Below are 23,399 nucleotides of genomic sequence, written 5' to 3'. Positions count from 1 at the left end.
ACTTTTTCTATGGAATTCCTACATGAAGTATAAAAACCCTCTTCCTTCCATATACTAGTTACTACCAAATGCAAGGAGAGGAAGATTCTATGACTCAGTGGCCAAAAACGTCTCCCAAACAGGAGCCTACATGCTTAAAAATACCACATACCGACCCTGAAATCCATTCCGCTATTATTCATCGTCTTCTGTTTCATCTCTCTCAAGCCGGGGAAAATCAACAGGTTATCGTTGTATGTATCGGTACCGACCGGTCCACGGGCGACTGCCTCGGTCCTTTGGTAGGCACTGCATTGGCCCGGTATAAAAGTCCATGGTTTCACTTGTTCGGCACGCTGGACGAGCCTGTGCATGCCGTTAACCTCCAGGAAACGCTCTCCTCGATCTATTCGCTGTATGACAATCCATTTGTCATCGGCATCGATGCGTGCCTTGGACAATCCTCCAGCGTAGGCTGCATTCAAGTCGCCAACGGCCCGCTCAAACCCGGCGCAGGCGTACATAAAGAATTACCGCCGGTTGGCGATATCCATTTGACGGGTATCGTTAATGTCGGCGGCTTCATGGAATATTTTGTATTGCAGAACACCAGGCTGAGCTTGGTGATGCGTTTGTCCGAAATTATTGCCTCAAGCCTTCATTCCGCCATTAAGGAATGGAAAGCCCGTACTACGCTTTTTGCAAGGCTAGAGTAATCGCCTCTACCTCTTCCGGCGAAAGGGGATAAGTCGACTGCCCGGCTTCTACCGGCTTGGCATAAACATAGGAGCTGTCACGGCTGTACAGCGCAGTGATGACGACTCCACTTCGATCGGCATCAACGATCGCAATCGAAAAGCTTAGATCGCTCCCTCGTTCGCTGAATGCATTGTAACGTTTAATACCGATATTACCCTTGATCGTTTGAAGCTTGTTCAATGCCAGCGACACGGATTCACGCTGCTGCTGCTGCTCATCCTCCACGCTGTCCACCTGTGTCTTTAGATCGATGAGCAGTGTTTCTAAATCCTCCACCCCGCTGCCGGCCATCATCGTTTCGTATTTGCGGCGAACTTTTCTAAGCTTTGCCCCTTGTGTCAGCACCAACACGAGCAAGATCAAAATGAGGAGTACGATCCCGCCAATGATTCCTGGTAATTGTTCGCTGATTAAATCATTTAAGTCCGACATGCTGTTCATTCCTTTTCCTCAATCTTGACCTACCCGTTCCCAAGACGTATCGTGATCTCATATATTCATGGTCCTTGATACTATACGGTTAAAAATCACAAACATTCATTCTGCCGGTTGTCCCTTCAGCTTTACAGGGGAGAACCGGTTTTGTCTTGCCATCGAGATTTGATTACAAATAGACTTCGAGGCTCGTGTCAGGCCATCTAGTTAACGAACCAGCTCGCGCATCGCTTCAACCATTCGTTGAACCTCCTGCTCCGTGCTGTTCGCACCCACACTCGCCCTCACTGCTCCGGTCTTATCCGTTCGCACCGCATAGTGAGCCAACGGCGTACAGTGCATCCCCGCTCTGACTGCGATTCCATATTGCCGGTCCAAGCGGAAGGCGATTTCCGTAGAATCCCGGCCCTCGATCGTAAAGGCCACGATTCCGGTCCTTTCCTTCCCTTGTGCCGGACCAAGCAAGTTCATACCCGGCAGACCCTTCAACCCATCGATCATCATTTGAGTCAGCGCCCATTCATGCTGATAAATCCGCTGCGGGGTTTCCTTTAGTACATACTCCACCCCTGCTCTTAGTCCGGCAATTCCGACCGTGTTCAAGGTCCCCGCTTCATACCGGTCCGGCCTTACGCTGGGCATTTCCTTTTCCTCCGATTGGCTGCCCGTTCCTCCGTGAATCAGCGGCTCCAGTTCGATCTCCGGCGATAAGTAAAGCCCTCCCGTCCCTTGCGGACCGAGCAGCCCTTTATGGCCCGGAAAAGCCAACATGTCGATGCAGCAGGACTCCACATCAATGTCCAGCACGCCGGCGCTTTGTGCAGCATCTACCAAAAATACTGCACCACTGCTGCGTGCCAGCTCACCAATTCGCTGGATTGGCAGAATACTCCCCAACAAATTCGAGCTATGGCTGCAAACCACCAGCCTCGGATTTTTGGATAAGCATGCCTCCAGCTGCTGCATGTCCAGTTCTCCTTGATCATTTACCCCAATGTAATCCACTTGAATATCCAGAGTCCGCATTAAATATTCCAACGGTCTCCGTACGGAGTTGTGTTCGATCATCGTCGCAACGACATAGTCACCGGACTTCAAGATCCCCTTGATCGCCATATTCAATGCCTGGGTTGTGTTATGGGTGAAAATGATGTTATTCGGGTTCTTCACCCGAAACAACTGAGCCAGCACCCGGCGGGTCTCAAAGAGAACCCTGCTCGCTTGCACGGCCATTTGATGGCTCCCTCGTCCTGGATTCGCCGCCGCTTCCTCCATCGCCTTTTGCATGGCTGCAAGAACACCAGGCGGTTTCGGCCAGGAAGTCGCTGCATGATCCAGATATACAACTTCGTTCATATCCCGTTTCACTCCGATCCAAGGAACAAAGAATGACGCATCTTCGGTCCTTTTCAGGAATCACCTAGACGCGTCATCCCATCCACTGATCTTTATTGCAACAACTCCAGCAGCCGTTCCAGGTCCTGTTTGCTGTAATAGTTCAATTCGATTTTGCCTTTATCTTTGTTTTGCTTGATCTTCACTGTCGTTCTAAACCGCTCCCGCAGCGACTCTTCCAAATTATCGATATAAGGATCGCGCTTTTTGACTTTCACCTTGTTTTTATCCGTAGGTTTCCGGTCGAGCTGTTTCACAGCCTCCTCAAGATCCCGTACGCTCCACTCATTGTTGACGCATTGCTTTGCCAACTGCTTGATGAGGGACGGATCCTTGAGACCAACCAACGCTCTCGCATGACCCATGGAAATTGTTCCACGTGAAACATAGTCTTTGACTTCATCCGGTAAAGCCAGCAAACGAAGGAAGTTTGCTATATGGGATCTGGATTTCCCCACTTTCAATGACAGCTCTTCCTGCGTCAGTGAGTATTGATCCATCAAGCCCTGGTAAGCAACAGCCACTTCCATCGCATTTAAATTCTCGCGCTGCAAGTTTTCAATCAAGGCAATCTCCATCACCTGTTGATCGCTGAATGTGCGAACCACAGCCGGGATAGTGGCCTTGCCGCAGTATTGCGAAGCTCTAAAGCGCCGCTCCCCTGCAATAATTTCATATCCTTTGAGCACGCTGCGTACAATAATCGGTTGAATGACCCCATGCTGACGAATCGATTCGGCCAATTCCTGAATTGATTCCTCGTTAAAGTCCTTGCGCGGCTGGTAAGGATTGGCACGAAGTTGGCTGAGTGGGATTTCTACGATTTTGTCATCTTCATTAATCGAAAGTGAAGGAATTAAAGCATCGAGCCCTTTACCCAATCGTTTACTCATACGAAATCACTTCCTTTGCCAACTCTAAATATACCTCAGCGCCTTTCGAACGCGGATCATACGTAATGATCGACTGACCATGGGACGGAGCTTCACTAAGTCGAATATTTCTCGGAATGATCGTTTGGTACACTTTTTCCTGAAAGTATTTCTTTACTTCTTCAATCACTTGAATCCCCAAATTCGTCCGAGCATCCAGCATGGTGAGCAGAACGCCTTCAATCCGTAGCGAAGTGTTCAAATGCTTCTGGACGAGACGAATCGAATTCAGCAGCTGGCTTAATCCTTCAAGGGCATAGTATTCGCACTGGATAGGAATAATGACCGAGTCAGCGGCAGTAAGTGAGTTAATAGTAAGTATACCAAGAGACGGCGGACAATCGATTAAAATATAGTCATAATTTGCTTTCACCAACTGAAGCGACTTTTTAAGCCGAAGCTCCCTTGAAATGGTCGGTACCAGTTCAATTTCCGCTCCAGCCAATTGAATCGTTGCCGGAATAATATGAAGTCCTTCGATTTGCGTTTGCAGGATCGCATCCTTGGGATGTACATCATTGATAATCACATCATAAATGCAGTTCGCTACATCCGCTTTATTGACACCTACCCCACTGGTTGTATTGCCTTGGGGATCGATATCGACGAGCAGCACCCTTTTTCCGAGCGAAGCCAATCCTGCACCGAGATTGACGGAGGTTGTCGTCTTGCCGACTCCGCCCTTTTGATTTGCTATGGCAATAATTTTGGACACTCAATTCACCTCTATGTGTATGAAGACTCTTCTTGTAGGTCGCGGGATTGTGATCATCAGCAAAACAAACGGCTGCAAATACCTGTATGCCCCCGGCGGTAAATCAGAAGTACCGGTGTTTCAAGTATACAGATACGCAGAAACGGCTTCGCCCTGCAGTAGTGCGCTTCCCCTTGCTGGAATAACAAGAAAAACCTTTACTCAATTATTCGGACACCATCAATGAACAACTTTGATTTCAGAACATTGACGAGAAAAATGGGAGATGCGAACTTTCCCCCTCCCCTCTATTCTTCCATCTTATGAAATTCAGCTGCCTGGACCTATGATTTCATGGTTTAGAGCATAAATTCATTATGACTTCCTAAAAAAAGCGGCCGCTCAGCCGCTAAGCTCCATCGTATTAGCGCTTAGGAATTTTGATCACGATCTCATAATGATCCTCATGGTCGTTTTCCTGCGTTTTAATGGCCATTCCGGATCCAGACACCATATCGATGGATTGGCGAATCGTGTTCAGCGCCAACCGGACGTCCTTGGAGTAAGAGATGCGCTTTGCCTTTTTAATTTTTGCCGATTCCTTGTAAAAGGCAACCCTAGCCTCCGTTTGTTTCACGTTCAGCTCTTTGGATACAATCTCTGCCAGCACTTTCAGCTGCAGTTCCTCGGTATCGAGGGACAGTAACGCGCGGGCGTGCCGCTCAGTAATTTTGCGCTCCATCAGTGCATTTTTTACTTCCTCCGGAAGATGAAGCAGCCGGATTTTATTGGCAATCGTTGATTGGCTTTTCCCAAGGCGCTGCGCCAAGCTCTCCTGCGTAAGCTGATGAAGGTCAATGAGCTTTTGGTAGGCAACGGCTTCCTCGATGGAAGTCAGGCCTTCACGCTGGAGGTTCTCGATCAATGCAATGGAAGCAGCTTGGGAATCATTGAATTCACGGACAATGGCGGGAATGGTCTCCAAACCGAGTTTGGAAACGGCACGCCAGCGCCGCTCACCGGCAATAATCTCGTATTTGGCATTACGGATACGAACAACAATGGGCTGGATCACCCCATGCGTCTTGATCGTTTGACAGAGTTCGTCGATTTTATCGTCATCAAAAATGGTCCGGGGCTGGTAAGGACTGCTTACGATTTCCGCCACCGGAATTTGCTTTACTTCATCCCCATTGCTTCGTTCCGTCAAACCAAACAATTTAGAAAATTGTTCTTTCATTCCGTATATTACCACCTAAATTCGTAATAGCACCGCTAGAGCACCTAACAACAATCTACAGGTCATCGAGACATCCATGTAGGATAAGGGCAACAACTAACCTTGAGCTTTGATAGCTGCAATCCAGACATAGAGAGTCGTCCAATGACTTCAAAATGGAAGATGAGAATCGTCAGATCCGAACGCAATTTATGTATAAGGTTCACATGACTGAACGGTCTGACTGTCAGACCACTTACCAACGATCATCCCTCTCTATCATACCATTTGAAGCCAGTTCATAGAATACAATTTATACTCTATTCTACCACTTTTCTTCATATAATCCTATTCTCCAAAGTTCCCGATTTTTCCTGCCATTTATCCATTTTTTCACATTAAGAAAAGCACTTATCGATGGATCGCCAAAGAAGACAAACCGCTTCTAGCAGAAGCATTTCTTACGATTTCACAATGATTCGGCACCGTTATATTCATAACTCTATAATCTTAGTAAAGCGACTATCGATGTATCTTTATAGAGGACAGACCGCGTATTTCAGAAGTTTTCTTGAAATTATATAGGATCGAACAGCTCCGCTGAAAATTTATATTTTTATCATCTAAAAAAAAGAGGACTGTTCCACGTGAAACAATCCTCTTCATTTTATAAATATGACTTGGTTTCAGACAGTCCGTTGATAGGAAGTCAGTCGACTGCACATCCCATAGGGTCTGATACAGCTTGCTGAAACCAGTTTTTTCTTAGACTAAAGGCGATTTAACCGCAGTTCCGGCCTTTCTCGGATATTTACCTGGGGTAGGCGCAGTCTTACGGATCTGGACAATATGGCGAGCCGATTCCTCTACAGGTAGCAAGAAGCGTTCCAATTCGATCACCTTGCCCCGCAGTTCCTTCAAGCTTTTGGCTGCCTCCTGTACTTCCTCCGCCGGATCGCTTCCTTTCATCGCCGCAAACAGACCGTTCACTTTGACAAAGGGGAGACAGAACTCATTCAGGACGGCCTGCCTGGCCACTGCTCGGGCGGTAACGAGATCGAAATGATCACGGTACCCCGCCTTCCTTCCCCAATCCTCGGCCCGGCCATGGAGAAGCTCTACATCCTTAAGTCCAGTCTCCTGCACAATGTGCTGCAGGAAGGAAATGCGCTTGTTTAACGAGTCGATAATCGTCAGCTTCAAGTGTGGAAAACAAATCTTCAGCGGGATTCCCGGGAATCCCGCCCCTGAGCCGATATCGGCCAGTGTTCCGATCTCCCCCATGTTCACATAAAACGCCAGGGAGATGGAATCATAGAAATGCTTGGTGTACACTTGCTCCCGCTCGGTAATCCCGGTAAGGTTCATTTTCTCATTCCATTCGACCAGTTCCTTGAAATAAATTTCAAATTGTTCCAACTGGGACGGTTCGAGCGTAATGCCATGTTCTTTTAAACGCTGCACAAATTGCTCTTGTATCGGATCCATTCTTTAACCTCTTGCCGCTGTAACGCGATTATAGTGTTCCAGATATACCAGCAGAATCGAGATATCCGCCGGCGTCACGCCGGAAATGCGTGAAGCTTGACCGATCGAAATCGGACGGATGCTGCTGAGCTTTTGACGAGCCTCGATGGCGATGCCTTGAACATCGTTATAGTCGATCGATTCCGGAATCTTCTTCTTATCCATCTTTTGCAGGCGTTCCACATGGATCAGCTGCTTTTCGATATACCCTGCATACTTGATTTGAATTTCGACCTGCTCCTTCATTTCTTCCGTAAGTTCATATGGCGAAGGTGAAATTTGTTCAATATGGCTGTGGGTTACTTCTGGACGGCGCAGAATGGTCAGCAGGTTGCTGCCATCCTGAATCGGGGCGGAACCGATCGATTCTAACAGTGCATTCACATGTGAAGGGCCCACCTTCGTTGATCGTAGACGTTCGATTTCCAGCTCCACCTTTTCCTTCTTATCCAAAAACTTCGCGAAGCGTTCCTCCGAGATCAGACCGATCTCATGCCCTACCGGTGTCAACCGCAGATCGGCGTTGTCATGGCGAAGCAGCAGTCTGTATTCCGCACGGGAAGTCAGGAGACGGTAAGGCTCATTGGTACCTTTCGTCACGAGGTCGTCGATCAGAACTCCGATATAGCCTTGCGAACGGTCGAGAATGACCGGTTCCTTGCCCTGTACTTTGCGTGCGGCGTTAATGCCGGCCATGATGCCTTGACCTGCAGCTTCTTCGTAACCGGAGGTTCCGTTAATTTGACCGGCGGTGAACAAGCCCGGCATCTTCTTCGTTTCCAGAGATGGCCACAGCTGCGTCGGTACCATAGCGTCATATTCAATCGCATAACCGTTGCGCATCATTTCAACTTTTTCCAAGCCAGGGATACTGCGCAGCATCGCCAACTGAACGTCTTCAGGCATACTGGTGGACAGCCCTTGGACATAATATTCAGAGGTGTTCTTGCCTTCCGGCTCGAGAAAAATTTGATGCTTCGGCTTGTCGCTGAAGCGCACGATCTTATCCTCAATGGACGGGCAGTAACGTGGTCCTGTTCCTTCAATAATTCCGGAGAACATCGGCGCACGGTGCAGGTTCTCGTTAATAATGCGGTGGGTTTCCACCGAAGTATACGTCAACCAGCAAGGAAGCTGCTCATTATCGGAAGACTCGGTTTCATAAGAGAAAAATTTAGGTTTCTCATCTCCCGGTTGAATTTCGGTCTTGGAAAAGTCAATGGTGGACTTGTGTACACGCGGAGGCGTGCCGGTCTTGAAGCGAACGAGATCGAAGCCCAGCTCGCGCAGATTTTCCGCCAGCTTCACCGAAGGCTGTTGGTTGTTTGGACCGCTTTCGTAGGTCAGCTCACCCATAATGACTTTACCGCGAAGATACGTGCCGGTAGTCAGCACCGTAGATTTAGCACGGTACGAGGTGCCGGTTTTCGTCACCACGCCGACACAGACGCCGTCTTCAACAATCAGCTGTTCCACCATGCCTTGACGCATTGTCAGGTTCGGTTCTTTCTCCATCGTTTCCTTCATCGTTTGTTGATACAGGAACTTGTCGGCTTGCGCACGCAGCGCATGCACCGCCGGCCCCTTCCCTGTATTCAGCATCCGCATTTGAATAAACGTTTTATCAATATTACGGCCCATTTCGCCGCCCAGCGCATCGATTTCACGGACGACATGCCCTTTGGCCGGTCCCCCGATCGAAGGGTTGCACGGCATAAATGCGACCATGTCCAGATTGATGGTAATCATCAGTGTGTTGCAGCCCATCCGTGCTGCGGCCAAGGCCGCTTCACAGCCGGCATGACCCGCACCAATGACGATGACATCATAGCTGCCTCCATCATAACTCATTGGACAAACCTCCTTTATTTTTCTGAAAATAAATGCATGAATCTATATGAACGAACGACTTATTTACCTAAACAGAACTGGGAGAAAATTTGATCCAGCAGCGTTTCGGCCGCCGTATCGCCTGTGATCTCACCAAGCTGTTCCCAAGCAAGACGGACATCGATCTGAATCATGTCGATCGGGATGAACTGATCCGCCGCTTCGTAGGCATCCTGAAGCGATTTGTACGCCTTTTTAAGGAGTGCGATATGCCGGACGTTGCTGACATAAGTCAGATCGCCCGACTCCAGCTTCCCGCTGAAAAAGAGCGATGAAATCGCCTTTTCCAAAAGATCGATCCCCTCTTCGGTCAACACCGACATCGGGACGATCAATTCATCCGGATAGTACCTGGACAGCAGACCTCTGTCCAATTGCGAAGGTAAGTCCATTTTATTCATAATGACGATGGATTGTCTACCACGGATTTGTTCCATTAATTCCAGTTCGTCCTCATGCAGCGGTTCGCTTGCATTCAGCACGAGCAGGATGAGATCGGCTTCCGTGACCGCATGCTTCGAGCGCTCTACGCCGATTTTCTCCACGACGTCCATCGTTTCCCGAATTCCTGCCGTGTCCAGCAGCTTGAGCGGAATGTTGTTGATCGTGACGAACTCCTCGATGACGTCCCGCGTCGTGCCCGGAATGTCGGTCACAATCGCACGGTTCGTATGCGCCAGCGCATTCAGCAGTGAAGACTTGCCCACGTTTGGACGTCCGACAATCGCCGTGGTGATGCCCTCACGTAAAATCTTCCCTTCTTCAGCGGTCTTCAGCAGCTTCTGAATGCCTTCCATAACTTCGCTGCTTTTCTGCTTAATGAACTCTGCCGTCAGCGATTCCACATCATGCTCCGGGTAATCGATATTGACTTCGATGTGAGCCATCGTTTCCACCAAGGTGTGGCGCAGCTCCCCGATTCTCTGGGACAAAGATCCCTCTACCTGCTTCAATGCGATCGAGAAGGCACGGTCCGACTTGGACCGGATCAGGTCGATTACCGCTTCGGCCTGGGAAAGGTCAATCCGACCGTTCAAAAAGGCCCGCTTGGTAAACTCGCCCGGCTCGGCCAGACGGATCTCCAGCTGCAGCAGCAGATCCATCACCCGTTTGACCGAAATCACGCCGCCGTGCGTGCTGATCTCCACCACATCTTCCGTAGTAAAAGACCGCGGCGCCCGCATGACGGTGACAAGCACCTCCTCCACTCGCTCCTGGGTGTCCGGGTCGACGATATGCCCATAATGAACCGTATGCGACTCCGCCTTCGTTAACGCCGTTTTGCTGTGAAAAATCCGTTCGACCTCAGAAATCGAGTCCGGTCCGCTCACGCGGATAACGGCGATTCCCGCTTCCCCTACAGCTGTCGATATCGCTGCAATTGTATCCGTAAGCAAGGCTGTCACCTCTTTTTTCTATATTAAACGTTCATCCGTTTCTGTTAGCTCTATTGTTGCCATAACAAGACGTATCAAGACCTGCGACGCCTAGGCCCGGCGCCTCCCGGTGATCCCATTCAAGATTCAAAAAAAACAATGACTTCATAAGCTAAAGGTAAGCTCAATAAAGTCATTGTACAGGTCTCTCTTTACTTTATCGTAATGACTACGCGCCGGTTGGGCTCTTCCCCTTTACTGTAGGTCTTCACCTGCGGATGATCCTGCAGCTTGGAATGGATCACCTTCCGCTCCTGCGGGGACATCGGTTCAAGTACGACCTCTTTATGGGTCCGAATCACCCGTCCCGCCAACCGGTCGGCCAAATCCTCCAGCGTCTTCTTCCGGCGTTCCCGGAAGTTCTCGGCATCGAGTACAAGCCGCACATAACTGCTCGACACCCGGTTCGCCACAATGTTGGCCAAATACTGCAAGGCGTCGAGGGTTTGTCCTCTTCTGCCGATGATCAGTCCCAGATCGGGACCGAAAATATGAAGAGTCGTAGCATCCCTCGCGTGCTGGATTTCAACGCTCACATCCAGCCCCATGCTCTTTCCGACGTCAATGATAAACTCGGCAGCCGTTTCGTAAGGGTCTTTCTCTTCTTCCTCTATGGAAGCTTCGGGTTCATGTAAATCTAGTGGCAAAGGTTTCGCCGTCTCCACTGGTTCCGGTGCGGGCTCAGGCAGCAGTGTAAGTTCCACCTTTGCTTCCTTGACACCGATCAGTCCCAGGAATCCTTTTGACGGCTGCGATACGATTTGGACCGTGACCCGGTCGCGGCTTACCCCAAGCTGGGCCAGCCCTTGGTTTACAGCATCTTCAACGGTTTTTCCTGAAGCGACGACTTTGCTCATTTAGATTTTTTTGCCCCCTTCTTCCCTTTGCTATTTCCTTTACCACCTTTGTTGCTGCTGCCCTTGTTGCCAGACTTGGCATTTGCGCTTCCTCCAGCAGAAGAAACGGCGGCTACGTTCGCAGTCGTATTGTTGTTACGATACAGGAAGTAGTTCTGGATAATGGTGTACAGGTTACTGTAAATCCAGTACAGCGGCAGTGCGGATGGGAACTGGTAAGACATGAAGAAAATCAAAACCGGATACACCAGCATCATAAATTGCATGGCACCCTGCTGCGGGCTCGGGTTCATCTTCATCATCATGCGGGACTGCAGGAATGTCGTTGCAGCAGCCAGCAGCGGCAGGATGAACGTATGGTCCGGCTTACCCAATTGGAGCCACAGGAACGAGTGGTCACGAAGATGCGAGTTGTACACGATGGAATTATAGAGTGCGATAAAAACCGGCATTTGGATAATCAGCGGCAGACATCCCGCCATCGGATTAACCCTGTTCTCCTGAAACAGCTTCATCGTTTCCTGCTGCTGTTTCTCCGGCTGATCCTTATACTTCTCTTTTATCTTTGCAAGTTCAGGCTGAATCGCTTGCATCGCCTTGGAACTTCTAACCTGCTTAATGGACAACGGCAGAATAATCGTACGGACGATAATCACCATCACGAGGACGGCTAAGCCGTAAGCTCCGCCAAACCAACCGGCGAACGTATCTAATGCGAGCGAGAAATAATAAACGACGTTAGCCTGCCAAAAGCCGCCTTCCTTCATTTCTTCTGTAGTATGCGTCACAGTGTTGCCTGTTCCGCACCCAGCTAAAACAACCACTGCGAGCATCATCACAGCGATGAGGAGGATCCATTTCCTGCCTCGGCTAGTCTTAAATAGCGACACTTCATAACCCCTCTCTTAACGCTTCCATTCACCGTAAATCATACCATAATTAATTGGACAAAGAAACCAGCATTCAGCGCCCCGGCGGCTTCAGCAGCGACGCTTTCCGCAGCACGTGCAGAACGCTTTTTTCAAGGTCTTTATAGGACATTTCAACGGCACCTTTTCTTACAATAAATACAAGATCGACATGCTCGATCAGCTTGTCTTCATGGTGGCGCATAATCTCCTTGACCAGTCTTCGCATCCGGTTGCGTACAACGGCGTTGCCGACTTTCTTGCTGACGGATATGCCGACGCGGAACTTCTCTACCTCTTTTTTTCGGAACCAATACACGACAAATTGGTAATTGGCAAATGACTTCCCATGCCTATATACGCGGCTGAAGTCAGCCCGGTTTCGTAAACGTAAACTTTTATGCACGAATATCCCCTGCTTGCTGCCCGCTATCCCGATGTACAGCGGCCTTTCCTTCAAAAATATCAGCATTCGAAATTTTGCTTCATATAATATATAGCGATATTCCACTTCCTAGTATGGTCATCCATTGTGCGATATAAACCACACTAAGAACCGTGAGCACTTCTCTGAGCACGGCCCGTCCTCTTTCATTTTATCGGGATCGGGTCGTATCTACATCTTCTCCTCGGCGTAAAAGCCCGCTTCTCCCTCTTTTTCATAAAAAAATCTGCAGAAGTGAAAGGAAAAACTCATTTTTGTACGCCTATAGACGTTTTCTTATGAAAAAAAGACCACCTCGGTGGTCTTCATGTACGAAATTTACGCGCTCAGTACTTTTCTGCCCTTCTGGCGACGAGCTGCCAGCACTTTGCGGCCGTTTTTCGTGCTCATTCTTTTCCGGAAACCATGCACCTTTTTGCGCTTGCTTACATTCGGTTTAAATGTAGGTCTCATGTATTGCACACCCCCTTACAGGATTTCATAACCTTTATGGTTAAATATTCATTTTCATTCAACACAGAAAATGCCTTTATACATTTAATCATGAACAGGCCCAAAAGTCAACTCAAACCTGCTCCCCCACTTTCCGGAATTTGAATCCCTGAGATCGCTCTTCTCCCTCTTTTTACTGCTTCCCTCTCCCACTTCTCGCTCCGTCTGATCTGGAACGCCAGTTTCACCGCTTCATCTTCATTTTCAGCAGCAGCTTCATTAAACGCTCCCTCTCTCTCCATCCTCGGTTCTGTGGACACCTTTTCCTGGCATTCACTTCATTCGATGTCATTTCGCTAAAACCACATCATCTCATTTTAAAATCCAGCCATCCAAGTTTTCCACAGCCCCCGGCCCAACAAACCTGAAAAATCCACAATTCAGATTTATCCACTTGTTCACATCGTTCGCAATAAAATTCTAAGATCCGGCATAACCTGTGCACAACTGATTTTTTATTTTGGGGGATGCTGTCGAAAATTAAACACGTTATAAACAATATATAGTGGTGTGAATAAAAATTATACACAACTTATTGAATTTGTGGATAATTTCAGCCATTTCATTGATAAACGGGCGTTCTTTTGCTATGATTATATTGTTTTTGGATGTGAATATGTGATTTCACCCCATATATTATCAACAAGCTGTGGATAAACTTGTGAACAATTTCAATTTGTCCACTTTTTTTATTTTCCCCCGTTTTTGAAACTGGGGATATATTCTGCACCATTCATCTTTTTTCGACATTTCCACTCATGGCTCGATCCCAGCCACATTTGGAAGATTTAAAGGAGTGACAGTCTGTGGACAGCCATACTTCCGAATTATGGCAGCAAATCCTATCCATTATTCATACCAAGCTCAGCAAGCCGAGTTTTGACACCTGGTTTAAAGCAACCAAAGCGATACAAATGAGCGAGCATTCCATCGTAATTTCCGCTCCAACCACATTTGCTGTCGAATGGCTGGAAAGCCGCTACACAAAACTCGTTAGCTCCACCATCTATGAAGTGTTGGGGAAGCAGGTTGACGTGAAATTCGTCATCGAAGAGAACAAGCCTGCCGAACTTACCCCACAGCAGCCCGCGCCCATGCCTCAGGCGACCCCTGACGAGGCTCTAACCCATATGCTTAACCCGAAATATACATTTGACACATTCGTCATCGGTTCGGGCAACCGGTTTGCTCACGCGGCCTCTTTGGCTGTCGCGGAAGCGCCGGCAAAGGCATACAACCCTTTGTTTTTGTATGGAGGGGTAGGGCTTGGCAAAACCCACTTGATGCATGCGATCGGACACTACATTTTGGAGCACAATCCCGCCAGCCGGGTCGTATATATCTCTTCCGAGAAATTTACGAATGAATTCATCAACTCCATCCGTGACAACCGGGCCGAGAGTTTCCGCAACAAGTATCGGAACGTCGATATTTTGCTGATTGACGATATTCAGTTTCTGGCGGGCAAGGAGTCGACACAGGAGGAATTTTTCCATACGTTCAACGCCCTGCATGAGGAACAGAAGCAGATCATCATCTCAAGCGACCGGCCGCCCAAAGAAATTCCGACGCTGGAGGATCGGCTGCGCTCGCGCTTTGAATGGGGGCTGATTACGGATATCCAGCCGCCGGACCTGGAGACGCGGATCGCGATCCTGCGGAAGAAGGCCAAGGCGGAGAATCTCGATATCCCGAATGAAGCGATGATGTACATTGCCAATCAGATCGACACGAACATCAGGGAGCTGGAAGGGGCGCTGATTCGCGTCGTCGCCTATTCATCGCTGACCAATCAGGACGTGACCACGCATCTGGCTGCCGAAGCGCTGAAGGATATCATCCCGTCCAGCAGACCGAAGATGATCACCATTCAGGACATTCAGCAGAAGGTCGGGGAGTACTACAACCTGAAGCTTGAGGATTTCAAAGCGCGGAAACGGACTAAGGCCGTCGCTTTTCCAAGACAGATCGCCATGTACTTGTCCAGGGAACTGACGGATTTCTCGCTGCCCAAAATTGGCGAGGCCTTCGGGGGAAGAGACCATACAACCGTCATCCATGCCCACGAGAAAATATCCCAGTCTCTGAAAGAGGACCAGGATCTGTTCAAAGTCATCAATAACATCACGGAAAAAATCAAAAATCCAACCTGAACAAGTTCAAAGCCTATGCACAATCTATACACATGTGAATAGGCTTGATTTTATTGAGGTTTTTGAACTTATCCACAAATTCAGTGCGCCTACTGCTATTACTATATTATTTAAATAAAATAATATTCATAAATAGGCTGCACGCAGCCGGCATACCGGAGTAGTCTTGCAATCCGAATTTCCTGCTAGGAGTGAAACTATGAAAATCAGCATCCTTAAAAACGTTCTTAACGAATCCATCCAGCACGTATCCAAGGCGATATCGAGCCGAACCACCATTCCGATCTTGTCCGGCATCAAGCTGGACGTGAATCATTCGGGCGTTACCCTCACAGCGAGCGACACCGATATTTCCATTCAGTCCTTTATTCCGGTGGAGGATAGCGAACGCACCATCGTTACGGTCGAACAACCGGGCAGCGTCGTGCTGCCGGCCAAATTCTTCGTGGAAATTATCAAGAAGCTGCCTTCTCAGGAAATTCAAATGGAGGTCAAAGACCAGTTCCAAACCTTTATTTCCTCGGGAGCCACCGAAATTCAGATGGTCGGACTGGATCCGGAAGAATTCCCGGTGCTGCCTGATATCGAGGGGAACCAAACGATTTCCCTTCCGGGAGCGCTGCTCAAAAACATGATCCGCCAAACCGGTTTTTCCATTTCCACGCATGAGACCACACCGATCCTGACGGGGGTTCTGTGGAACCTGGATCAAAACGAGCTGAAGTTTACCGCTACCGACCGGCATCGCCTGGCCACCCGCTCCGCTCATTTGGAAGGGGCCGACGAAGTGAAGTTTCATAATGTCGTTATTGCCGGTAAGACGCTGAACGAGCTGAGCAAAATCATTCCCGACCAGAATACGCTGGTCGATATCGTCGTGGCCGACAACCAGGTGCTGTTCAAGATCGACCGGGTCCTGTTCTATTCCCGCATCCTCGACGGCATTTATCCGGATACTTCTAGGATTATTCCGACAAACTACAAAACAGAACTGGTTTTGGACACAAAAAAATTAAGCGAGTCGATCGACCGCGCTTATTTGCTCTCCAGAGAGGAGAAGACGAATATCGTACGTCTGCAGACGATGGAGCATGGCGGTATCGAAATTTCTTCCAGCTCGTCGGAACTCGGTAAAGTGCGCGAAGAGCTGGACGTGATTGATTTTAAAGGGGAACCTCTGAAAATCTCGTTTAACTCGAAATATATGCTGGACGTGCTGAAAGTGGTGGAAAGCGAGCAGCTCAAAATTGCCTTTACCGGCATCATGAGCCCGATCATTCTGAAGCCGGTGGATGACAGCCAAAGCTTGTACGTTATTCTTCCGTACCGGACCACCAACTAAAGCAAAACTTGTCCACAGCGAAAGGATTCCTGATGAACAAAATAGTTATCCACAGTGAATATATTAAGCTTGATCAATTTCTGAAGCTCGCCAACTGCGTATCCACAGGGGGAATGGCCAAAGCCCTGCTGGCGGAGAACATGGTGACCGTTAACGGGGAGCCGGAAGACCGCCGGGGGCGGAAGCTGTATCCGGGCGATCAGGTCAAAGTGACGGACTGCGGCGAATTTGTGGTAGCACAAGAGGCATAAAGTGCCCCCAGGCCGCTGCTGTCTGCGGCGGCCGGCGAAGATGGGGAGGATAAGGCGTGTTTGTTAAAAATATCAGTCTGCAGCATTATCGCAACTACGAGAAGCTGCAGCTGGATTCTTTTGGAGACGTAAATCTGCTGATCGGACAAAATGCCCAAGGCAAAACCAATTTGCTTGAGGCTATTTTTGTGTTGGCATTAACCAAAAGTCACCGGACCTCAAAAGATCGGGAGCTGATTTCGTTTGAAGGAGGAAGCGCGCATCTGTCCGCGGTTGTGGATAAGAAGTACGGTCCACTTACCCTCGATTTGACGATGTCCCCACAGGGGAAGAAGGCGAAGATTAACGGACTCGAGCAGCGGAAGCTGAGCGATTTTATCGGTGCGCTGAACGTGGTGATGTTTGCCCCGGAAGATTTGGAAATTGTGAAAGGCACACCGGGGATCCGCCGGCGGTTCCTTGATATGGAGATCGGCCAGGTCCAACCGGGATATCTCTATCATTTGCAGCAGTACCAGAAAGTTCTTAACCAGCGGAACAACCTGTTGAAACAGATGTGGGGGAAAGACAGCGTGAAGCCAGGCATGCTGGAAATCTGGGATCAGCAGCTCGTAGAGCACGGTGTTAAAATCATCAAAAAGAGGAAACAATTCATAATAAAGCTGCAGAAGTGGGCGGAAACGATCCACCAAGGCATCACAAGCGGCGGAGAATCGCTGAAGCTTGTCTATCAGCCGTCGTTTGGCGACGCCGAGGAGGAAGATGAAGCTTATCTTTTTGAACAATTTATGTTAAAGTTATCACAAGTGAAGGATCAAGAAGTGCGCCGCGGGATGACCCTTGCCGGGCCTCACCGCGACGACATGGCCTTTTTCATTAACGGCAAGGAAGTCCATACGTACGGTTCACAGGGACAGCAGAGAACGACCGCTCTGTCTCTTAAACTGGCTGAAATCGAACTGATCCAGGAGGAGATCGGAGAGTATCCGGTGCTCTTGCTGGATGATGTGCTGTCCGAGCTTGATCCTTACCGGCAAACGCAATTGATTGAGACTTTTCAGAGCAAGGTTCAAACCTTTATCACGGCGACGGGAATCGAGAGTTTGAATGCCGATAAACTGAAGAACGCGAACATCTATCATGTTCATGCGGGACAGGTCGACTCTTAAGGAATGGGGAATGGTTATGTATATCCATCTGGGCGGTGAAAAAATCATCCGTTCTGCGGAGCTGGTTGCGATCTTTGACATTTCGATCGAGAAATCCTCCAAAATATCAAAGCAGTTTGTAAGCCATGCCCGGCAGGAAAAGAACGTGGAGTACATCGGCGAAGAGGAAGCCAAATCCATCGTCGTGACGAAGAGCACCGTCTATTACTCTCCAATTTCCTCATCCACGCTTAAGAAGCGGGCGAATGTCTTCTTCGCCAACGCTTAGGACACTGTGAACGCAGGTACACTCCAATCAGCAAACGTAGAATATATAGAAGTAGGTGACAGGCATGTCTATGAATCAACCGCAATATGATGAGAGTCAGATTCAGGTTCTGGAGGGTCTGGAAGCCGTCCGCAAACGGCCGGGCATGTATATCGGATCGACCAGCGTCAAAGGACTCCATCACCTGGTCTGGGAAGTGGTGGACAACAGTATCGACGAGGCGATGGCGGGCGTATGCGACCATATCGAAGTCATTGTCCACAAGGATAACAGCATCACGGTTGTCGACAACGGGCGCGGTATTCCGGTTGGTGAGAACGAGAAATTGAAAAAGTCGACCCTTGAGGTCGTCATGACCGTGCTTCATGCCGGTGGTAAGTTCGGCGGCGGGGGATATAAGGTATCCGGCGGCCTGCACGGCGTGGGCGTATCGGTTGTTAACGCATTGTCCACCAAAGTCGTTGTCCAAGTTAGGTTGAATGGGCATATTTATCAGCAGGAATACCGGCGCGGGGTGCCCCAGTATGACGTCAAAGTCATCGGGGATACCGACGAGCACGGTACGACCGTTACCTTTCTGCCGGATCCGGAAATTTTCACGGAGACTACGGAATATGACTATAATACTCTCTTGACGCGGATTCGCGAGCTGGCCTTTTTGAACAAAGGCATTGCTTTGACGCTGACGGATGAGCGCACGGGGGCTTCCAACTACTTCAAGTACGAGGGCGGTATTATCGAATACGTCAAGTTCCTGAATGAGAAAAAGGAAGTTCTTCATGAAGAGCCGATCTATGTAGAGGGCTCCCGGGACAACATTCAAGCAGAGATCGCGCTGCAGTACAACGAGAGCTACACCGAGAACATTTATTCTTTTGCCAACAATATCAATACGCATGAGGGTGGAACCCACGAATCCGGCTTCAAGAGCGCCTTGACCCGGATTATTAACGAATACTGCCGCAAGAGCGGCCTCGTCAAAGACGGATCCAATCTGTCCGGCGACGATGTGCGCGAGGGCCTGACAGCCATTATTTCGGTCAAAATTCCGGAGCCGCAGTTCGAAGGCCAGACGAAAACCAAACTCGGCAACAGTGAAGTCCGCGGCATCGTGGAATCGCTCTTCTCCGAGAAGCTGTCCGAGTTCCTGGAAGAGAATCCTGCCGTATCCCGGCGGATCTTGGAAAAGGCGCTGCAGGCATCCCGTGCGCGCGAAGCTGCGCGTAAAGCCCGTGAATTGACGCGACGCAAGAGTGCGCTTGAAGTCAGCGCCCTTCCCGGCAAGCTGGCGGACTGCTCCTCGAAGGATGCGTCCATTTGCGAGCTGTACATCGTCGAAGGGGACTCTGCCGGCGGATCCGCCAAACAGGGACGCGACCGGCATTTCCAGGCGATTTTGCCGATCCGCGGTAAAATCCTGAACGTTGAGAAGGCGCGTCTTGACCGCATTTTGTCTAATTTGGAGATCCGGGCGATCGTAACAGCGATGGGTACGGGCATTGGCGACGAAGACTTCGACCTCAGCAAAGCCCGGTATCACAAGCTCATTATCATGACCGACGCCGATGTCGACGGCGCGCACATTCGCACGCTGCTGCTGACGTTCTTCTACCGGTACATGCGCCAGCTGCTGGAAGCGGGATACGTATACATCGCGCAGCCGCCGCTCTTCAAAATTGAGCGTAACAAGACGGTCCGTTATGCCGGTTCCGAGAAGGAGCGCGATGAAATCATCGCTGAGTTCGGAGAGGGAGCCAAAGTTAATATCCAGCGGTATAAAGGTCTGGGAGAGATGAACCCGGAACAGCTGTGGGAGACAACCATGGATCCGGAGAGCCGCACCATGCTGCAGGTGACGATTGAAGACGCCATGCAGGCAGACCTTATTTTCGACACCCTAATGGGTGACAGCGTTGAACCGCGGCGTGATTTTATTCACGAACACGCAAAAACAGTTAAAAATCTGGACATTTAAGCTTTGAAACCCACCTTAGCTTGTTGGTGAGTCCAGCCCAAGATAATATAGACAGACAAAACAAGAGAAGTTTCCGGAACCGGAGCTTCTCTTGTTTTTGTTAATAGCTGCCTCTCCGTTTACTTCTGCCGGGGAGCCTCCCATAGTTGATCGCATACCGTTCTATGCGGCGGTATATGCTTTTATCCTTGAAGAACTTTTTAAACGGAAAGATGGCCGGGAGCGTATTCACTTCAAGGATCCAGGGGTTGAGCTGCTCGTCGATGGCTACGTCGAGGCCAATCTCCTTGATACCGGGGAATTTGGTCTGCAGCTGCTGTGCGGTGGCTACACCAAGCTCATACAGCTTTCGTTCCAAGTGAGGGGCTTCTTCAGGGCTTACGTTCCCCTCGAGCAGTTCGTTCAGCAGGCGTACGGAACCTCCGCCGTGGTAATTCGTGATGATCATGTTCTTAGCGGCCACCCGGCCGATGATACCTGTCGTCTCCCAATTACGGTAGGGTGTTTTTTGGGTCAGAATTCTCAGATCAAACTGGCGCTCCTCGTACTTCAAAGTCACGATTCCCTGTTGAATAATATAAAACTTTCCTCTTGTGTGTCTGAGAATGGCTAGATGCAGCGCATCAAGGTTCGCGTACGTCTCGGAGCGTATGCCGTAGCGCAGGGTATATTCCACTCCAGTGTGAGGAGAACCCTCGGCGGGCTGCTCGCCAGCTGGAGCGTCAGGTTCACCGTGCCGCTGTACGTTCATGACCCCGTTGCCGTATGTGCCGCGGTCCGGCTTAATGTATACAAGAGGTGTGTTTTCAAGCATATTACCCAGCGTAGCGCGTGTATATTTTTGCGTTAAGGGAATGTAAGGAGATACCTGTTGATTCTGTAAAAGGACCTGGGTTTTCGCCCATTTGCTTGCAACACGTTGAATCGCCAAGAAATATCATCCTTTCTACGTGATTGGCCTTGTTATGTGCTTGTCGGCCGGAGCTTCTTCTCCGCGGTTCACAGGCGTAAAACATAGGACAAGCAAGCAAAACAATGGTATAATATAAAGATGTGGTGTTTTGTTTGCTCAAAACAGCACTAGGCGTCCCTATTGCCCTACCAGTATATGTGGAAAAGGCACAGAAGGCCGGGCGAATCCCTAGAGAAACGGAACTTGGGCAGCTGCGGAGCAGCGGCGCTCAAACGTTTAATTGTGCTCTTTTTGTGAAAGTAATATAATAAAGGTTGGTGGGTTTGCGGATTCTCGTCCGTTGATTTCACCTTTTCAGCCCTGCGGTTATGCGCTTTTCGGTTCGCTCGGGCAAGAAGGAATTGAACTTTAACAGGCTTTGCATAAGCCTGAAAGTTATGGGAGCTTTTGCGGAAGTACGGGCGCTAGGCCCAGCCTGCAAAGACTGTACGTCGACAGACGTTTTTCCTCATATATTGATTTTTTATTTGCTGTACTAAATGAATCGTCTGAAAAGACATGTTAGTGGTTTGATAGAAATTGGAGGAGGTCCACCATGGCGGAAGAAAGAGGCTCGCAAATCAAAGATCGGGACATACGCGACGAAATGCGCGAATCCTTTATGGATTATGCGATGAGCGTCATTGTTTCCCGGGCTTTGCCGGATGTGCGGGACGGGATGAAGCCGGTTCACCGGCGTATCCTGTACGCGATGTCGGAGCTCGGTATGTATCCGGATAAACCATTTAAGAAATCGGCGAGAATCGTGGGAGAGGTCATCGGTAAGTATCACCCGCATGGTGACTCGGCTGTATACGAGTCCATGGTTCGTATGGCACAGGATTTTTCGATGCGTTATATGCTTGTTGAAGGCCATGGAAACTTTGGATCCGTTGACGGTGACTTTGCAGCAGCCATGCGTTACACCGAAGCGCGTCTTTCCAAAATCGCCATCGAGATGCTGCGCGATATCAACAAAGAGACAATTGATTTTACCGAAAACTATGATGGCGAGGAACTGGAGCCGGTTGTGCTTCCTGCACGTTATCCGAACCTGCTGGTCAATGGGGTATCGGGAATCGCGGTCGGCATGGCCACCAATATTCCACCTCATAACTTGAGCGAAGTGATTGATGGTGTACAGGCGCTCATCAAGAACCCCGACATTACGTCACTGGAATTGATGGAATATATCAAGGGTCCTGACTTCCCTACCCGGGGCTTCATTTTAGGCCGGCAGGGAATCCGCCAGGCATATGAGACTGGCCGTGGATCCGTCACAATGCGGGCCAAAGCCGAGATTGAAGAAGTCAACAATAAAGCGCGCATCATTGTGACCGAGCTGCCTTACCAGGTCAATAAAGCGCGTTTGGTCGAGAAAATCGCTGAGCTCGTGCGCGAGAAGAGACTCGAGGGCATTACCGATCTGCGGGACGAATCCGACCGGACCGGTATGCGAATCGTTATCGAGCTGCGCCGTGATGTCAATCCAAGTGTCATGCTGAATAATCTGTACAAACATACGGCACTGCAATCCACGTTCGGCATCAACATGCTGGCGATCGTGAACAAGGAGCCGAAGGTTCTGACGCTGCGCGATGCGTTGTACTATTATTTGCAGCACCAGATTGAAGTTATCCGCCGCCGGACCGAATATGATCTGAAAAAGGCGGAAGCCCGCGCTCATATTTTGGAAGGCTTGCGAATCGCACTTGACCATCTGGATGAAGTCATCTCGATTATTCGTTCTTCTCAGACGACGGAAATTGCCCGTGACCGTTTGATCGAGCGTTTCAGCCTAAGCCTTGAGCAAACTCAGGCCATTCTGGAAATGAGACTCCAGCGCCTGACCGGTTTGGAACGCGAGAAAATCGAGGCCGAGTACCAGGAGCTTATGGTGAAGATTGCCGAGTACCGTGAAATTCTCGCGAATGAAGAGCTTGTTCTGGACATTATTATGAATGAGCTTCAAGAAATCAAGGAGCGCTTCGGCGACGAGCGCCGCACCGAAATTACCGTTGGTGAAGAGAGCATCCTGGATGAAGACCTGATTCCGCGTGAAGAAGTGGTTATCACGATCACGCATACGGGATACATCAAACGTCTGCCTGCCAATACCTATCGCAGCCAGAAACGCGGCGGACGCGGGGTGACAGGGCTTGATATGAAGGATGAGGACTTTGTCGAGCATCTCTTCGTTACCAACTCGCATAATTACCTGATGTTCTTCACGGATCGGGGTAAGGTGTACCGCCTGAAGGCGTACGAAATTCCTGAACTCGGCCGTACCGCTCGGGGAACGGCGATTATTAACCTCATCC

The 23,399-nt window shown here is 49.5% G+C and carries 22 protein-coding genes (1 of these 22 only partly in view); 8 read left to right on the top strand and 14 right to left on the bottom strand.

From position 1 onward, the window contains the following. The first annotated feature begins 89 nt into the window (after positions 1-89). The gene (yyaC, locus tag BCV73_RS29320) at positions 90-695 is read left to right on the top strand and encodes a spore protease YyaC (RefSeq protein ID WP_076172492.1); all 606 of its coding nucleotides are present in this window, start codon (positions 90-92) and stop codon (positions 693-695) included. Here the strand turns inward: yyaC and BCV73_RS29315 are convergent. The 13 genes from BCV73_RS29315 to BCV73_RS35510 all read right to left on the bottom strand — a co-directional run bounded on the left by BCV73_RS29315 (position 670) and on the right by BCV73_RS35510 (position 13,210). Then, complete coding sequence (locus tag BCV73_RS29315) at positions 670-1,170, bottom strand: DUF4446 family protein (protein WP_089550452.1); 501 nt, start codon at positions 1,168-1,170, stop codon at positions 670-672. The two genes, yyaC and BCV73_RS29315, sit on opposite strands and share 26 nt — an antisense overlap. A 210-nt stretch (positions 1,171-1,380) precedes the next feature. Next, entirely contained in the window at positions 1,381-2,529 is a 1,149-nt protein-coding gene (locus BCV73_RS29310) for an aminotransferase class V-fold PLP-dependent enzyme (RefSeq protein ID WP_089549481.1), read from the bottom strand. 92 nt (positions 2,530-2,621) lie between these two features. Then, entirely contained in the window at positions 2,622-3,461 is an 840-nt protein-coding gene (locus tag BCV73_RS29305; RefSeq protein WP_089549480.1) for a ParB/RepB/Spo0J family partition protein, read from the bottom strand. Then, positions 3,454-4,215 carry a ParA family protein gene (locus BCV73_RS29300; RefSeq protein ID WP_076172495.1) on the bottom strand — a complete coding sequence of 254 codons (762 nt, stop codon included), beginning with the start codon at positions 4,213-4,215 and terminating at the stop codon, positions 3,454-3,456. Before BCV73_RS29300 ends, BCV73_RS29305 begins: the two co-directional genes overlap by 8 nt. A gap of 403 nt (positions 4,216-4,618) precedes the next feature. Beyond that, positions 4,619-5,434: a nucleoid occlusion protein gene (noc, locus tag BCV73_RS29295; protein WP_076172496.1), complete on the bottom strand. Its 816-nt coding sequence runs from the start codon at positions 5,432-5,434 to the stop codon at positions 4,619-4,621. Positions 5,435-6,178: 744 nt separating this feature from the next. After that, entirely contained in the window at positions 6,179-6,901 is a 723-nt protein-coding gene (rsmG, locus tag BCV73_RS29290) for a 16S rRNA (guanine(527)-N(7))-methyltransferase RsmG (RefSeq protein WP_089549479.1), read from the bottom strand. A 3-nt stretch (positions 6,902-6,904) separates the two neighbouring features. Then, entirely contained in the window at positions 6,905-8,791 is a 1,887-nt protein-coding gene (gene mnmG, locus BCV73_RS29285; protein WP_076172498.1) for a tRNA uridine-5-carboxymethylaminomethyl(34) synthesis enzyme MnmG, read from the bottom strand. A gap of 59 nt (positions 8,792-8,850) precedes the next feature. Continuing rightward, positions 8,851-10,227, bottom strand: a complete 1,377-nt coding sequence (gene mnmE, locus BCV73_RS29280) for a tRNA uridine-5-carboxymethylaminomethyl(34) synthesis GTPase MnmE (RefSeq protein WP_089549478.1) — start codon at positions 10,225-10,227, stop codon at positions 8,851-8,853. A gap of 191 nt (positions 10,228-10,418) precedes the next feature. Further along, on the bottom strand, positions 10,419-11,123 hold the full coding sequence (gene jag / locus BCV73_RS29275; protein ID WP_076172500.1) for an RNA-binding cell elongation regulator Jag/EloR: 705 nt from the start codon (positions 11,121-11,123) through the stop codon (positions 10,419-10,421). Continuing rightward, entirely contained in the window at positions 11,120-12,013 is an 894-nt protein-coding gene (locus tag BCV73_RS29270; RefSeq protein WP_089549477.1) for a YidC/Oxa1 family membrane protein insertase, read from the bottom strand. Before BCV73_RS29270 ends, jag begins: the two co-directional genes overlap by 4 nt. Positions 12,014-12,086: 73 nt before the next feature. After that, complete coding sequence (gene rnpA / locus BCV73_RS29265; protein ID WP_076172607.1) at positions 12,087-12,437, bottom strand: ribonuclease P protein component; 351 nt, start codon at positions 12,435-12,437, stop codon at positions 12,087-12,089. Positions 12,438-12,794: 357 nt separating this feature from the next. After that, positions 12,795-12,929 carry a 50S ribosomal protein L34 gene (gene rpmH, locus BCV73_RS29260; protein WP_068778604.1) on the bottom strand — a complete coding sequence of 45 codons (135 nt, stop codon included), beginning with the start codon at positions 12,927-12,929 and terminating at the stop codon, positions 12,795-12,797. A gap of 107 nt (positions 12,930-13,036) precedes the next feature. Then, positions 13,037-13,210, bottom strand: coding sequence for a hypothetical protein (locus BCV73_RS35510; RefSeq protein ID WP_218828205.1), 174 nt, complete (start codon positions 13,208-13,210; stop codon positions 13,037-13,039). 564 nt (positions 13,211-13,774) lie between these two features. Here BCV73_RS35510 and dnaA point away from each other — a divergent pair. From dnaA to gyrB, 6 genes are all read left to right on the top strand, one after another. Beyond that, entirely contained in the window at positions 13,775-15,121 is a 1,347-nt protein-coding gene (gene dnaA / locus BCV73_RS29255; RefSeq protein WP_076172504.1) for a chromosomal replication initiator protein DnaA, read from the top strand. 199 nt (positions 15,122-15,320) lie between these two features. Beyond that, positions 15,321-16,463, top strand: coding sequence for a DNA polymerase III subunit beta (gene dnaN, locus BCV73_RS29250; RefSeq protein WP_076172506.1), 1,143 nt, complete (start codon positions 15,321-15,323; stop codon positions 16,461-16,463). Positions 16,464-16,495: 32 nt separating this feature from the next. Continuing rightward, positions 16,496-16,714 carry a S4 domain-containing protein YaaA gene (gene yaaA, locus BCV73_RS29245; RefSeq protein WP_076172508.1) on the top strand — a complete coding sequence of 73 codons (219 nt, stop codon included), beginning with the start codon at positions 16,496-16,498 and terminating at the stop codon, positions 16,712-16,714. Positions 16,715-16,770: 56 nt separating this feature from the next. After that, positions 16,771-17,883, top strand: a complete 1,113-nt coding sequence (gene recF / locus BCV73_RS29240; RefSeq protein WP_076172510.1) for a DNA replication/repair protein RecF — start codon at positions 16,771-16,773, stop codon at positions 17,881-17,883. Between the two features lie 16 nt (positions 17,884-17,899). Further along, positions 17,900-18,151, top strand: coding sequence for an extracellular matrix regulator RemB (gene remB, locus BCV73_RS29235; protein ID WP_076172512.1), 252 nt, complete (start codon positions 17,900-17,902; stop codon positions 18,149-18,151). Between the two features lie 64 nt (positions 18,152-18,215). Then, positions 18,216-20,126, top strand: coding sequence for a DNA topoisomerase (ATP-hydrolyzing) subunit B (gene gyrB, locus BCV73_RS29230; protein ID WP_076172515.1), 1,911 nt, complete (start codon positions 18,216-18,218; stop codon positions 20,124-20,126). Between the two features lie 100 nt (positions 20,127-20,226). Here the strand turns inward: gyrB and BCV73_RS29225 are convergent, their stop codons facing one another. Then, positions 20,227-21,057, bottom strand: a complete 831-nt coding sequence (locus tag BCV73_RS29225; protein ID WP_089549476.1) for a YheC/YheD family protein — start codon at positions 21,055-21,057, stop codon at positions 20,227-20,229. 577 nt (positions 21,058-21,634) lie between these two features. On the opposite strand from BCV73_RS29225, the gene gyrA reads away from it, so the two are divergent. Beyond that, a protein-coding gene (gyrA, locus tag BCV73_RS29220; protein WP_089549475.1) for a DNA gyrase subunit A crosses the window boundary here: on the top strand, positions 21,635-23,399 show its 5' portion. 800 nt of this gene lie beyond the right edge of the window; 1,765 of the gene's 2,565 nt are visible here — the first part of the coding sequence; it begins with the start codon at positions 21,635-21,637; its stop codon lies off the right edge, out of view.

Source organism: Paenibacillus sp. SSG-1, assembly GCF_002224835.1.
GTDB lineage: Bacteria > Bacillota > Bacilli > Paenibacillales > Paenibacillaceae > Paenibacillus_AQ > Paenibacillus_AQ favisporus.
This window is presented reverse-complemented; position numbering and strand designations above follow the sequence as displayed.